Annotated in this window: 10 protein-coding genes; 4 read left to right on the top strand and 6 right to left on the bottom strand. The window is 69.5% G+C overall.

The annotated features are described in order from the left end of the window. Positions 1–66: 66 nt before the first annotated feature. Genes H4F98_RS07950 through H4F98_RS07960 form a run of 3 tightly spaced genes read right to left on the bottom strand, consistent with a single transcriptional unit; the run spans position 67 to position 7,829 of the window. Positions 67–3,156, bottom strand: a complete 3,090-nt coding sequence (locus tag H4F98_RS07950; protein ID WP_182686537.1) for an efflux RND transporter permease subunit — start codon at positions 3,154–3,156, stop codon at positions 67–69. Then, the gene (locus H4F98_RS07955) at positions 3,153–6,656 is read right to left on the bottom strand and encodes an efflux RND transporter permease subunit (protein WP_425487581.1); all 3,504 of its coding nucleotides are present in this window, start codon (positions 6,654–6,656) and stop codon (positions 3,153–3,155) included. Before H4F98_RS07955 ends, H4F98_RS07950 begins: the two co-directional genes overlap by 4 nt. 15 nt (positions 6,657–6,671) lie before the next feature. Then, a complete protein-coding gene (locus H4F98_RS07960; protein ID WP_182686539.1) occupies positions 6,672–7,829 on the bottom strand; it encodes an efflux RND transporter periplasmic adaptor subunit in 1,158 nt (385 codons plus the stop codon). A 425-nt stretch (positions 7,830–8,254) separates the two neighbouring features. Between H4F98_RS07960 and H4F98_RS07965 the strand changes: the two genes are divergently transcribed. Both H4F98_RS07965 and H4F98_RS07970 read left to right on the top strand, forming a co-directional pair. Then, entirely contained in the window at positions 8,255–8,629 is a 375-nt protein-coding gene (locus H4F98_RS07965) for a c-type cytochrome (RefSeq protein WP_182686710.1), read from the top strand. A 14-nt stretch (positions 8,630–8,643) separates the two neighbouring features. Then, positions 8,644–9,087, top strand: a complete 444-nt coding sequence (locus H4F98_RS07970; RefSeq protein WP_182686541.1) for a c-type cytochrome — start codon at positions 8,644–8,646, stop codon at positions 9,085–9,087. A gap of 219 nt (positions 9,088–9,306) precedes the next feature. On the opposite strand, the gene H4F98_RS07975 is transcribed toward H4F98_RS07970, so the two are convergent. After that, positions 9,307–11,082, bottom strand: coding sequence for a hypothetical protein (locus H4F98_RS07975; protein WP_182686543.1), 1,776 nt, complete (start codon positions 11,080–11,082; stop codon positions 9,307–9,309). Positions 11,083–11,094: 12 nt separating this feature from the next. Beyond that, entirely contained in the window at positions 11,095–11,691 is a 597-nt protein-coding gene (locus H4F98_RS07980) for an NfuA family Fe-S biogenesis protein (RefSeq protein WP_182686545.1), read from the bottom strand. A 123-nt stretch (positions 11,692–11,814) separates the two neighbouring features. Here H4F98_RS07980 and H4F98_RS07985 point away from each other — a divergent pair, with 123 nt between their 5' ends. After that, positions 11,815–12,156, top strand: coding sequence for a 4a-hydroxytetrahydrobiopterin dehydratase (locus H4F98_RS07985; RefSeq protein ID WP_141518800.1), 342 nt, complete (start codon positions 11,815–11,817; stop codon positions 12,154–12,156). Positions 12,157–12,177: 21 nt separating this feature from the next. Continuing rightward, positions 12,178–12,597: an energy transducer TonB gene (locus H4F98_RS07990; RefSeq protein ID WP_182686547.1), complete on the top strand. Its 420-nt coding sequence runs from the start codon at positions 12,178–12,180 to the stop codon at positions 12,595–12,597. On the opposite strand, the gene H4F98_RS07995 is transcribed toward H4F98_RS07990, so the two are convergent. Next, a complete protein-coding gene (locus H4F98_RS07995) occupies positions 12,598–13,575 on the bottom strand; it encodes an RluA family pseudouridine synthase (RefSeq protein ID WP_182686549.1) in 978 nt (325 codons plus the stop codon). Positions 13,576–13,713: the final 138 nt, after the last annotated feature.

Raw genomic sequence — 13,713 nt, forward strand, 5'->3', positions numbered from 1 at the left:
TTCTCTTTGTCGACCGGCCGGGACCGTCAACCCGCACGCCCGCGGGAGCGGCAGGTCGGCGCGGGGTCAGTCCACGTGCAGCGCCGTCACCGACGCGACATCGCCGCGGACGTCCTTGCCGCGTGCCCGCCTCACGATGCGGATGACGCCGTTGCGGGCATCGTCGAGCAGGGCGTAGATGGTGGGCAGGAACATCAGGCTCACCACGGTCGAGAACGCCAGGCCGCCGGCCACCGCGCGCGCCATCGGCGAGTACTCCGCGCCGCCGAGCACGACGGTGTCGCTCAGCGAGATCGGGATCATCGCCAGGATCGCCGTGCCCATGGTCATCATGATCGGGCGCAGGCGTTCGCGACTGCCCTCGACCAGGGCATCGGTGCGCGACATGCCGCGCCGCCTGAGGTTGTTGATGTGCTCGACCATCACGATGCCGTTGTTCACCACCACGCCCATCAACACCAGGATACCGATGAAGGCCATGATGCTGAACGCCGTGCCGGTGATCCAGAACAGCCAGAACACGCCGAACACCGAGAACAGCACGCAGCTCATGATCGCCGCCGGGAACAGCAGCGACTCGAAGACCGCCGCCATCACCACGTAGATCATCACCAGCGCCAGCAACGTGTTGAACATCATCTGGTTGACCGCCTCGTTGTCGCGCTCGAACGCACTGCCGTCGAAGGAATAGCTATAGCCCGGTGGGAACGCGACGGTCTTGAGGGTCGACTCCAGTGCCTTGCGCGCATCGGGCGTGGTGGTCTCCCCTGCCAGGTTCGCGGCGATGGTGACGGTCGTCTGGCGGTTGTAGCGGTTGATGTGGGTGGCGGCCGGCACGACGTTGACGTCGACCATGCTCAGCAGCGGCACCGAACGCCCGTCGGGCGATCGCACCATGAAGCTCTCCATGTCCTCGACGCCGTAGGTCTCCGCGCCGGCGAAGCGCACCCACACCGGCACTTCGGTCTGGCCGCGGCGGAATTCGCGCAACTGGGCGCCACGCAGGGCCAGGCCGACGAAGCTGGACACCTCCTGCACGCTGAAGCCGAACGCCGCGGCACGCTCGCGATCGACGGTGACGATGAGCTCGTTGTTGGTGTCGCCGGCATCGATGCGGACGTCGCGCAACTCCTTGCGCGCCGAAAGGATCGGCACGATGTCCCGCGCGATCTCGCTCAACACCTTCGTCGAGTCGCCCACCAGTTGCACCTGCACGCCCTCGTTGCCGCCGTCGCGACCGCCCTGGCCGCGGATGCCGACTTCCATGCGCGCCGACTTCGGCAATTCCTTGCTGATCGTCTCGGTCAGCGGCTTGATGTCGCCGATCGAGTCGTCGAAGGTGATCATGGTGCTGGCGTCGCCCTGCTCGCTGTACCACGAGTAGATCTGCTTGATGTTCAAGCGCTCGCGGTTCGCTTCCAGGTACTTCTCCACGCGCAGGACCTCGTCGGAGATCTGCTCCTTGGTGTAGCCGCCGTTCCACTGGTAGTAGAGCTGCGCTTCCTTGCCGCCCCCGCCGCCGAACATGTCGAACTTGGTCTGGGTCATCGGCACGATGCTCAGCGCCACGATCAGGATGATGCCCAGCACGCTCCAGCCGCGATGTTCCAGGGTCCAGCGCAGGACCCGGGCGTAGCGCCGTTGCAGGCGCGAGATCAGGCCCTTCTCGTTCTGCACCGCCGGCGGCGTCTTCATCCGCGCCGACAGCATCGGGATCAGGCTGACCGCGACCAGCCACGACGCCAGCAGCGACACCGAGATGGTGATCGCGATCTGGGCCATGAAGATGCTGATCTGGTTGGTTTCGCCCAGCAGGTTGGGCAGGAACACGATGCAGTGCGACAGCGTGCCGGCCGACAGCGCGATGGCGACGTGCCGGGTGCCGACGATCGAGGCCTTGACCGGGTCGTTGGGCATGCGCTCGCGCTCCTGGTAGATGCTCTCCACCACGACCACGGCGTTGTCGACCAGCATGCCGACCGCCAGCAGCAGGCCCATCAGGGTCAGCACGTTGAGGGTCACGCCGAAGAAATGCATGAAGCCCAGCGTCATGACGAAACAGATCGGGATCGCCAGCGTCACCATCAGCGTGGACGGCCAGTGCCGCAGGAAGAAGAACAGCACCGCGATCGACAGCAGCAGGCCGATCGCGCCGGCCTCGGCCAGCTCGACCAGCGAGTCGGTGACCTCCTCGCCCTGGTTCTGGATGACCTTCAGGTCGATGTTGTTGAGCTCGGGCGACTCGCGGATCTCCTCCACCGTCGCCAACACCTGCCGCGAGACCTCGACCAGGTTGGCGTTGCGCTCCTTGTAGATGTCCAGGCCCACCGCCACGCGCCCGTCCAGGCGACGGCCATAGTCCATGCGCGCGGGCTTGAGCCGCACCTCGGCGATGTCCGACAGGCGCAGTCCGCGCTCGTTGAGCACCAGGTTGCGAAGCTCGTCGAGGGTACGGATCTCGCCGATCGGCTGCACCCGCAGGCGCAGGTCGGCGTCCTGGATCTCGCCCGCGGACACGGAGAAGTTGACCGTGCGCAGGCGGCTGTTGAGGTCGTTGAGGTTCACCCCGTGCGCGGTCAGGCGCTCGGGGTCGATCGCGATCTCGACTTCGTTCGGCGGCGCGCCGCTGACCTCCACCCGCGCCACGCCGGGCACGCGCTCGATGCGCCGCTTCATCTCGCGGTCGATCAGGTCGTAGGCGCCGGTCAGGTCGGTGTCGGCGGCCAGGCGAACGCGAAGGAAGGCCTCGTCGCTGGTCGAGAACTTGTGCACGAAGTAGCGCTGGAAGTCGTCCGGAAGCTCGTCGCGGATCGCGTCGATCCGCTCGCGTGCTTCCGAGGCCGTGATCGAGATGTCCTTGTCCCAGTCCGAGAACTCCATGAACACGTACGCGCCGTCGGCCTGGGCACCGCCGCCCATGCGCTTGATCCCGCTCAGGGTCGCCAGGGCCTCCTCGACCGGGCGCAGTACCGTGCGCTCGACCTCCTCGGGCGTGGAGCCCGAGTACGGCAGCTGCACGAACATGAAGGGCGCGGAGACGTCCGGCAGGGCTTCCAGCGGCAGCCTCACCGCGGCGATCAGGCCGATGACGAACATCGACACGAACAGCATCACCGTGGTGACGGGACGCTTCAGGCTGAGCTCGGCGACGCTCATGCGGGCTGTTCTCCATCGGCATCGGCGCGACCGCCAGCGACGGTACCCGCGGCCGCGTGCAGGCCACGACGGCCACGCTCGCGATAGTAGGCGTCGCCACGACGGTCGAGGAGGTCGTACACCACCGGGATCACCACCAGCGTCAGCAGCGTGGAGACCAGCAGGCCGCCGATGACGGTGATCGCCATCGGCGAACGCACCTCCGCGCCCTCGCCCATCGCGATCGCCAGCGGCAGGAAGCCGAACAGGGTGCACAGGGTGGTCATGGTGATCGGGCGCAGGCGCGAGCGCGCACCCTCGACCAGCGCATCGCGCTTGCTCTCACCGGCCTCGCGCAACTGGTTGACCTTGTCGATCAGGATGATCGCGTTCTTGGTCACCAGGCCCACCAGCAGGATCAGGCCGATGAACACCACCACCGAGATCGAGTTTCCTGTGACCAGCAGGGCCAGCACGGCGCCGACCATCGCCAGCGGGATGGTGAACAGGATCACGAAGGGGTGCAGGAGCGACTCGAACTGCGACGCCATCACCAGGTAGACCAGGAAGATCGCCAGGCCGAAGGCAAACACCAGCGACTTCACCGACTCGGCCAGTTCCTCGCCCTGGCCGCCGATGTGCATGCGCACGCCGGCGGTCAGCGGCTGCGCGGCGACCATCGCCTCCACGTCCTTGACCGCGGTGCCCAGGTCGATGTCGCGCAGGTTGGCCGACACCACCGCCACGCGGACCTGGTCGGCGCGATGGATCTCGCTCGGGCCGGTGGTCGCGACGACGTCGGCCACCGCTTCCAGCGTCACCGGCCGGCTGCTGCCGGGGTTGACGACCAGGCGGCGGATGTCCTCGACCGAAGCGCGGTCCGATTCCTGCGCGCGCACCAGCACGTCGATCTTGCGGTCGCGGAAGCTGTAGCGGGTCGCGACCTCGCCGCGCACCTTGCGCACCACCACGTCGGCGATCTGGCGGGTGGTCAGGCCCAGGGCACCGGCGCGATCCTGGTCGAAACGGATCTGGATCTCGGGGAAGCCCTGCTCGACCGTGGAGGTGACGTCGGCATAGTGGGCGTTGCCGCGCAGCATCGCCGCCATCTGCTTGCCGGCCTGTTCGATGGTGGCCAGGTCCTCGCCACGCAGCTCGATCTCCAGCGGCGTGGAGAAACTGAAGAGCTCCGGCCGGCTGAAGTCGACCTCGGCGCCGGGATGGCCCTCCATCGTGGCGCGCAGGCGCTCGGTTTCCTCGGCCTCGATCTTCTCGCTGCCGCCATCGGCCATCACGATGCTGATCTTGCCGATGTTCTCGCCGCTCTCGGTCGGGTTCGCGTCCAGACGCGTGCCGGTGCCGCTGACGCCGAACATCGCGTGGATGCCCGGGTCGTCGGCATGCCGGCGCTGGATGTCCTGCACGAGGGCGTCGGTGTCGCGCAGCGGCGTGCCGGGCGGCAGCTTGACGGTCATCTCGAACCGGTCCTGGGCCAGCTGCGGGATCAGGTCCGCACCCAGCATCGGCACCAGCGCGAGCGTCGCCAGGAAGGCGGCCAGGGCGACACCGAGCACCAGGCCCGGGCGGCCGAGCGCCGCCGGGAGCAGCTTCAGGTAGCTGCGCTCGGCGCGGTCGTAGGGCGCCATCGCCAGGTCGCTGGCCTTGCGCATCACCGGGCCGACGACGGCCGCGATGCCGCGCCAGATCCGCACGAACACCCAGGCGATGCCGAACAGGCCGCCGCGCGTCGCGGCGCCCACGCCGCGGCCGGTGGCCGCGATCGGCTTCTGAAGCTTGGACGACGGCCGCCATTGCGGATGCGCCGGCTCCTCCGGGAACGCCATCGGCGGGCGCCCCTTCAGCGAGCTGAGCATCGGGATCAGGGTCATGGACACCAGCAGCGAGATGCCGATCGCGAGCGCCACGGTCAGCGCCTGGTCGCGGAACAGCTGGCCGGCGATGCCCTCGACGAAGACGAGCGGCAGGAATACCGCGATCGTGGTCAGCGTCGAGGCGACCACCGCCATGCTCACTTCGCGGGTGCCGACGATCGCCGCTTCGAGTATCCCCAGCCCGCGCTCGCGGGCCTTGGCGATCGACTCGAGCACCACGATCGAGTCGTCGACCACCAGGCCGGTGGCCAGCGCCAGGCCGCCGAGCGACATGACGTTGAGGCTCAGGTCCATCTGCCCCATGAAGAAGAAGGTGGTCACGATCGACACCGGCAGCGACAGGCTGATGACGAAGGTGCTCCAGCCGTCGCGCAGGAACAGGAAGATGATCAGGATCGCCAGCACGCCGCCGATCACCGCATCCATCTTCACGTCGCTGATCGCGTGGCGGATGAACTGCGACTGGTCGTCGATGACGGTGAGTTCGAACTCCGGCGGCATCGAGTCCTGGATCTGCTTCAGCCGCGCCTGCACGGCATCGGCGGTGGCGACGGTGTTGGCGTCGCCTTCCTTGTAGATCGCCAGTTCGACCGCTTCCTTGCCGCCCAGGCGGATGATCGCCTCGCGTTCCTTGTAGCCCTGGCGCACGTCGGCGACGTCCTTCAGGCGCACCGGCATGCCGCCCGCGGCGACGCTCTGCCCGGCCGAGGACGCGCTCTGCACCGAGGCGGCCGCGGCCATCGCGCTGGCGTCGCCGGTCGCGGCCGCGACGCGCGCCATCTGCTCGGCTGCGCTGGCGGCATCGCCGCCCCCGCCGCTCTGCGTGGTCACCAGCATCTCGCGGATCTCGTCGACGCTGGCGAACTGGTTGACCGTGCGCACCAGGTAGCGCTGCGAGCCCTCTTCCAGGCGACCGCCGGAGACGTTGACGTTCTCCTGCTGCAGGCGGTTGATCACGGTCTCGATCGGCAGGTTGAGCTGGGCGAGCTTCTGCTGGTCGATGTCGACCTGGATCTCGTCCTCCAGGCCGCCGCCGATCTTGACCGCGGCCACGCCTTCGACCGGCTCGAGCTTCTTCTTGAGGTCGTCCTCGGCGAAGCGGCGCATCAGGGTCAGCTGGCGGATGGCGTCGCCGCCCTCGCGCGCGCTCAGGGCCAGGCGCATGACCGGTTCGGTGGAGGGATTGAAGCGCAGCAGCACAGGCTGCTCGGCTTCCTGCGGCAACTGCAGCACCTCGATCTTGTCGCGCACGTCGAGCATGGCCTTGTCCATGTCCGTGCCCCACGCGAACTCGAGCACCACGTCGCTCTGGCCGGTGCGCGAGACCGACTTCAGCTTGCGCAGGCCCTTGACCACGCCCACCGACTCCTCGACCGCCTCGGTGATGAGGGTCTCGATCTCGGTCGGTGCCGCGCCGGTGTATTCGGTGCGCACCGTCAGGGTCGGGAAGCTCAGGTCGGGCAGCAGGTTGACCTTGAGGTTGCCCAGCGAGATGAGTCCGAACAGCAGCAGGCTGATGGTGAACATCGCGATCGTGACGCGACGGCGGGTGGAGAACTCGACGAGGTTGAAGGCAGCGGGCGCCTGCGGGTCGCCGGGGTTGGCATCGCTCACTTTGGGATCGCTCACGTGGGGCTCCGGCGCTTACTGCTGGGTCGTTTCGTCGCCGGCATCGCCGGCTTCGTTGGCCGCGACGGCCTTGTCTTCCGCGCCGGGGGCGCCGATCACCTGGACGATGGAGTCGTCGCGCAGGGCCGACTTGCCGGCGGTGACGACGCTGTCGCCCGCCTCCACGCCCTCGCGCACCTCGGCCCACTCGCCGTCGATGTAGCCCAGCTTGACCGTGACCCGGCGGACCTTGCCGTCGCGCACCACGAACAGGGCCGGGTCGTTCTCGCCCTCGATCAGCGCGTTGCGCGGCACGACGAGCGCATTCGCGCGCTGGTCGTAGTCGATGCTGATGCGGCCGAACATGCCCGGCTGCAGCACCTGTTGGCTGTCGAAGGCGCAGATCACGCGGAAGGTGCCGCTGCCGGCATCGACGACGGGCGCCACGCGGTCGACGGTGCCCTCGAAGACCTTGCCCGGCAGCGCGTCCACGTGCATGCGCACCGGCAGGCCGGCCTTGAGCGTGGCCAGTTCGCGCTCGGGCACGTTGAGGGTGGCCTCCAGGCGCGAGATGTCGACGATGCGCAGGATCGGCGTGTTGATCTGGACGAAGTTGCCCGGCTTGATCGAACGCGAGGCGACCACACCGGAGATCGGCGCGGTGACGTTGGTGTACGACAGCTCCAGGTTGGCCAGTCGATTGGCCGCGCGCGCGTTCTCCAGGTCGTACTTGAGCTGGTCGGTCTCGTTGGCGCTGATCAGCTTCTGCGCCGACAGCTGGCGGGCGCGCTCGTAGTTGTTCTGCAGCTTGGTCATCTGCGCCGCGGTCTGCGCCGCCTGCAGGCGGGCGCGGTCCGCGTCCAGGCGCACCAGTTGCTGTCCGGCCTTGACCGCCTGCCCTTCCTCGACCATGACGTCGAGCGCGACGCCGGAGGTCTTGGCGATCACCTGCGACTCGGCCAGTGCTTCCAGCGCCGCGGTGCCGGTGTAGCTCGCGGCGATCGGGCGATGGGTGGCCTGGGCGACTTCGACCGGCACGGCCTCGGCGGCCTTGTCCTTGCCTTCCTTCGCCTCGGCCTCGCCGTTGCCCCCCTTGCAGGCGGCCAGGACCAGGCAGGCGACGAGGATCAGGACGGCATTGCGGGCGCGGAACGAGCCGCGGGAAACGCCTTGGGCTGGGAGAGGGAGTTGCATGTGGGGGGCCCCGATGGTGGTGGTGCCGGCCGATGTATGCCGGTGTTGTAGATAGGTATATCACTAGACACGAAAAACCCCTCGTGTCGAAGGTCATGGTGACTGTCGCCATGCCCTGTTCATGGGCGCGGGACCGTCCCTGCGCACGGCAGTCGCGCGGCCCGCCCGGTCGTTCCGGGCGCTCCGCGCGACATCGTGGTGGGATGGATGCATGCTCCGGCGGGAGCGTTGCATTGTCATGTCCCAGTGGTCAGGGATCGCCCCCGGCCTCCGGGCGCGCACGCAAAGCTAAACAGCGCGCGCCACGCAGGCTATACTGGCCAGATTGCGCGCGGCCGGGCGCCCCGGGACCTGCCTCCACGGCATCCGGGACACGGCCGGCCAGCCTTTCCAGCCAGCCATTCGAGATTGCGGACATAGACATGATGCGACCGCTGACGATCGCCGCCAGCCTTGCCCTGACCACCCTGCTGGCCGCCGCGCCGGTACGTGCGCAGGACGAAGCCACCCCCGCCCCGGCCGCCAACGCCGCCAGCAACGGCGCCCTCCAGGGCGACGCCGGGAAGGGCAAGATGCTCACCTACACCTGCCAGGGCTGCCACGGCATCACCGGCTACAAGAACGCCTACCCGAGCTACCGCGTCCCGCGGATCGGCGGCCAGTCGGCCGAGTACCTGGCGAACGCGCTGCACGAGTACCAGAAGGGCACGCGCCAGCACCCGACGATGCAGGCCCAGGCGCAGAGCTTCTCTGACCAGGACATCGCCGACATCGCCGCCTTCCTGTCCAGCATCAAGTGAGCCCGCAGACGACCATGACGACCAAGATCCGCGCCATCGCCCCTGCCCTCATCGCACTGGCCTGCCTGGCCGTGGCCGCCTGTTCCGGCGGCGGCGAAGGCGAACATGCCGCCGAAGGCGAGCACGCCGCCCCGACCTCCTCTTCCGCCGGCTTGCCCAGCGGCAACGTCAGCGCCGGCGAGCAGCTGGCCAGCACCAAGGGCGAGGCCACCGGCCAGTCCTGCGTGGACTGCCACGGTTCGGAAGGCAACGCGCCGATCGACGCGACCTACCCCAAGCTCGGCGGCCAGTACGCCGACTATCTGGGCCATGCCCTGCAGCAGTACCGCAACGGCCAGCGCGACCACGCGCTGATGTCGAGCCAGGCCCGCAACCTGACCGACCAGCAGATCGCCGACCTCGCCGCGTATTTCAGCTCGCGCGAGAGCCAGCTGCGCGACCTGCACGGTGTCCACTGAGGCCGGCTTCCACCGGACCACGCAAGAAGGCCCGCGATCGCGGGCCTTTTTCGTTTCGCGGCTTGCCGCCCGGCGCTCGCGACGGGTGTCGGGGTCCGGCGACGCAGGACGGCGCCGCCATGGTGGCCACGCGGGCGCGGGCGGGCTCGCTGCACGCCCATCCGCCCCTGCGCCTGCCAAAGCCCCTGCCATGGGGCGCGCGGCACCGGGCGCGTGGCCTCAGCCGCCGTCGTCGGGCCGGATGCTGCCGTTGTCGTCCTGCAATGCGGGCTTGAACGGGATGTCCGGCGGCGGTCGAGCGGTGGCCGGCTGCTCGTTGAGGTTCGGGTCGCTGATGCCGCAGGCACCGCCGAGCGCGAGCAGCGACACTGCGCACTCGACCTTCTTGCCGGTACCCGGGATGGGGATCGATACCGTCTTGATGCCGCGGCGCACCCATTCCTGCAGCAGGTTCTCGTTCGGCCGCCAGTAGCGGTCGAACAGTGTCGGCTCGTAGCCGACCGGCGGGCGCTTGAGCCAGGTGCCGTTGCGGTCGAGCGAGGTGATTTCCTCGGTATAGGCCCCCGGCGGTTGCGCGGGCGCCGCCGAGCCGGGCTGCTCGCCCAGCCGAACGCTGCCATCGCTGTTGAACAGGCCCGGCCCGTCGTTGCCGCGCTGCCCCCCCGGCACGTTGCGGTCGGATGCGCCAAAGTCGTCCGAACGCGCCGGCGTCGGCCAGCCTCCGGGCGCGGGCGTCGGACGGGGTCCGCCGGAGGCGGCAGCGGAGGGCGCGGTGGACGCCGTCGCGCCCGGCGCCGTGGGCGGTTGGACCGGCGTCTGCGCGCCTTCGCTTGCCACGACCGGCGCCGGCGCGGTCGCGCTCGGCGCGGATGCCGACGGACTCGTGGGCGTGTCCGGGGCCGACGGCGCTTCGCGCGGCGCCGGCTGGGGAATGCTTCTCTCGCGCACGGCGACCGGCTCGCTGGCCTGCAGGGCCGGTGCGTCGATCGCGGGGGCCGGCCGGGCGTTCAACTCGGGACGCCGTACCGGCGTGGGAACGTCCCGTGCCTGCACGGGCATGGCCTCGCCCTCCAGAGCCGGCGCCGCCACGACCTCGCGTGCCTGCACCTCGAGCACAGGGGGCGTCGGGGCGGCTTCGGGCACCGGGACATCGCGTGGCTGGACCGCCGGCTGTTCGCTGACCAGCTCGGGCGCGTCCAGGGTGGGCGCCACCACCGGCGTGGGCGGCGGCAGGAACACGGCATCGGTCGTATCCGGCGCCGGCTCGCTGACCATCACGCGCTGTTCGACCGTCGGCGCCGGCGGACGCGGCGTCGGCACTTCACGCTCGACGACCGCGCTGCTGGGCGCGGTGAGTTCGGGCGGCGGCGTGCTCGCATCGACCGGGGGCAACACCGGCGGGGGCCGCTCGGCAGGCGCGACGGGAGTGACCTCCGCGGTCGCCGGCGGCCGGGGCGCGGGCGTTTCGACCGGGCGCGGGGACGGCGTGGGCGGCGCTGTCTCGACCGGCTCGGTTACCGGCGTCCCGGGCCCGCCACCGGGGGGTTCCGGCGTGCCTTCGCCGACATACTCCACCTGCACCACCAGTTCTTCGCCCTCGGCGGCGGGTGGCTCCATGCGTGCCGGTGCGAACAGCAACCACAACAGCATCACGGCGAAGAAGGCATTGAGCAGGAGGGACAGCACGCCCGATGCGATCCGGAGCCCGCGATCCCCGGCAGGCGCGTTGGACACGTCCTGGCGCAGGACCGACTTGAACGCCTGCCAGCGCCCCAGGTCGCGGAACGGCCCGCGCGCCGGCGGCGCGGGCTGGCGCGCCAGCAGCAGCGCGACCATCGCCTCGGCCGGCGCGCCGCTGACCTGGCCACGCGCTTCGCGCATGGCCTCGAACCACTGCGCCCAGCCCGGCGGGAATTCCCCCGGGGGGTGTGCGCGTCGGTGGGTCAGCCGCAGCTTGCGCTGGACGGCATCGATGAGATCAGCGGCCGAAAACATGCCGCCCGGTGCTCAGGCCGCCGGATCGCGGCTGATGTAGGGCGCGGTGCCGGTGTCGTGGTCGGTCGCGTCGCGCACCGCCGTCACGCCGGGCACCTTCGACAGCAGCGTGGTCTCGATGCCCTGCTTGAGGGTGACATCGGCCATGCCGCAGCCATGGCAGCCACCGCCGAATCGCAGGTAGACGACGCCTTCGGCCGTGACCTCCTGCACCTCGACGTGGCCGCGATGCTGGGCCAGCTGCGGGTTGATCTCCTGCTCCACGATCCAGCGCACCCGCTCGACCAGCGACGCGGACTCGGCCGGCGCCTCGCCCTTGATCCGAGGCGCACGGATCTGCAGCTGGCCTCCGGTGGCGCGGGTTTCGTAATCGATCTCCGCCCCGTCGAGGTATTTCGTGCTCGCGCTGTCCAGCCAGAGGGTGAAGCCCTCGCAGTCCACCGCCCATTCGTCGCCCGCCAGGTCGGCCGGCTCGGCGAACTCCAGGCGCACGTCGGCGCTGGGCGTGCCTGGCCTGACGGCGGACAGGCGGACGCCGAGGCCAGGCAGGGCCTCGCGCTCGATCAGCTTGCGGAAATGCGATTGCGCGGATTCGGAAATCTGGATCATGGCGGTATTCTAACGGGATGCACGCGCCATCGCGCCGCCTCCCCGCCTACTGGGGCAGGATGCTTGCGGACCGTTCATCTGGACGCGTCCGGCCGCCGCCCCGTCATGCAAGGACCGTCCACCATGAACGACCTCATTCCCCTCGCCCAGGCCCATTGCGTCCCGCGCAGCGGCAAGGAGCACCGCCTCAGCCAGGCACGCATCCGGGAGCTGATGCCGCAGTTGCCGGGCTGGTCGCTGGCGGAAAACGAACACGCCCTGTGCAAGACCTTCACCTTCGACAACTACCATCAGACGATGGCCTTCGTTAACGCGCTCGCCTTCATCGCGCACCGCGAGGACCACCACCCCGACCTGGGCGTGCACTACGACCGGTGCGTGGTGCGCTTCTCCACCCATGACGTGGGTGGCCTGAGCGAGAACGACTTCATATGCGCCGCGAAGGCCGAGGCCCTCGCGGCCTGACCCCGCCCCCCGGAGCACGACATGCACCTTTCCACGCCGCCGCGTCCCGCCCTCGTCGTCGCCGCTTTGCTGGCCGTCGCCGGCTGCCAGCCCGCCGACACCGGGGCGCCGGTCGTCCGCTCGACCGAAGTGATGGCGGTGCACACCCCGCCACCGGACTATCCGCTCGACCTGTCGTGCAACGACGTCGGCGGCAAGGTCACGATGAAGGTCGTGGTCGGCCCCGAAGGCACACCGACCGAGATCGTGGTGCTCGCCGGCAGCGGTGCCGAGGCCCTCGACGCCGCGGCCCGCGACGCCGTGCAGGCCTGGGAGTTCAAGCCTGCCACGCGCAATGGGGCGCCCGTGTCGCAGACCATCCAGGTGCCGATGAACTTCACCCCCACCCCGGATTCGGAACTGTGCCTGGCACGCGACCAGCGCGCGCCCAACGAGCTGTGATCAGCCGGACAGCGCGTCCAGCACGGCCGACAGTTCCGGTGGCAGCGGGGCATTGAGCAGGTAGGGCACGCGACCGTCGTCGAGGCTGAACTCCAGCGTCGAAGCATGCAGGAACATGCGCTTGAGGCCGGCCTGTTCGCGCAGGCGCCGGTTGACGTCGGCATCGCCGTACTTGGGGTCGCCGGCGACCGCATGGCCGATGTGCTGGGCATGGACGCGGATCTGGTGGGTGCGCCCGGTTTCGATGCGGACCTCGCAGAACGAATGCCCGCCGCGCCGTTCGATCACGCTGAAATGGCTGAGCGAGGGCTTCCCGGACGGATTCACCTGCACGTGGCGCTCGCCGCCCTGCCGCAGGCCGACGTGCAGCGGCGCATCCACGCTCATCACGCCATCGGGCATGCGTCCGACCAGCAGCGCCAGGTAGCGCTTGGCGATGCGCTGGCCCTTGACCGAGGGATCCTCGCGCATCAGCGCCTGCAACTCGGTCAAGGCCGAGCGCTTCTTGGCGACCACCAGCAATCCCGAGGTATCGCGGTCCAGGCGGTGCACCAGCTCCAGCGACTGTCCGGGGCGGAGCGCCCGCAGGGTTTCGATGGCGCCGTGGCTGATGCCGCTACCGCCGTGGCTGGCCACGCCGGAGGGCTTGTTCAGGGCCAGCAGGCGCGCGTCCTCGAAGACGATCGCCGCTTCCATCGCCGCCAGGAAGCCCTTCGGCGGCGGCACTGTCTCACCCTGCTCTGCGACACGGATGGGCGGCACCCGCACCTCGTCGCCGGCCTCCAGCTTCCGCTCGGCCTTGGCCCGGCCCTTGTTCACCCGCACCTGGCCGGAGCGGACGATCTTGTAAATCAATGACTTGGGCACGCCTTTCAACTGCCCCAGGAGGAAGTTGTCCAGGCGCTGGCCGGCACGGTCTTCGGGGACGCGCACGATACGTGCGCCGGCGCGGGCTTCTGGGGCGTCTGGAAGGCTCATTCTCGGGGCTTATCTGATACACTCGCGACGCGAGCTAAGGTTTTGATTTCGCAGGAAGTCGACCCGCCAGTTCCAATCCCGTCGCGGCACGTCCGCAACGCCTGGAACCCGCGGAGACACGGGGCCGAAAGCCCGGCC

The sequence above is a fragment of the Marilutibacter spongiae genome (genome assembly GCF_014145325.1).
Lineage (GTDB): Bacteria > Pseudomonadota > Gammaproteobacteria > Xanthomonadales > Xanthomonadaceae > Marilutibacter > Marilutibacter spongiae.

Excerpts from the sequence above, each read along its gene's own strand:
- H4F98_RS07990 (WP_182686547.1), top strand. The coding sequence starts at position 12,178 with ATGCACCTTTCCACGCCGCCGCGTCCCGCCCTCGTCGTCGCCGCTTTG.
- H4F98_RS07995 (WP_182686549.1), bottom strand. The coding sequence starts at position 13,575 with ATGAGCCTTCCAGACGCCCCAGAAGCCCGCGCCGGCGCACGTATCGTG.
- H4F98_RS07975 (WP_182686543.1), bottom strand. The coding sequence starts at position 11,082 with ATGTTTTCGGCCGCTGATCTCATCGATGCCGTCCAGCGCAAGCTGCGG.
- H4F98_RS07970 (WP_182686541.1), top strand. The coding sequence starts at position 8,644 with ATGACGACCAAGATCCGCGCCATCGCCCCTGCCCTCATCGCACTGGCC.
- H4F98_RS07950 (WP_182686537.1), bottom strand. The coding sequence starts at position 3,156 with ATGAGCGTCGCCGAGCTCAGCCTGAAGCGTCCCGTCACCACGGTGATG.
- H4F98_RS07985 (WP_141518800.1), top strand. The coding sequence starts at position 11,815 with ATGAACGACCTCATTCCCCTCGCCCAGGCCCATTGCGTCCCGCGCAGC.
- H4F98_RS07980 (WP_182686545.1), bottom strand. The coding sequence starts at position 11,691 with ATGATCCAGATTTCCGAATCCGCGCAATCGCATTTCCGCAAGCTGATC.
- H4F98_RS07965 (WP_182686710.1), top strand. The coding sequence starts at position 8,255 with ATGCGACCGCTGACGATCGCCGCCAGCCTTGCCCTGACCACCCTGCTG.
- H4F98_RS07960 (WP_182686539.1), bottom strand. The coding sequence starts at position 7,829 with ATGCAACTCCCTCTCCCAGCCCAAGGCGTTTCCCGCGGCTCGTTCCGC.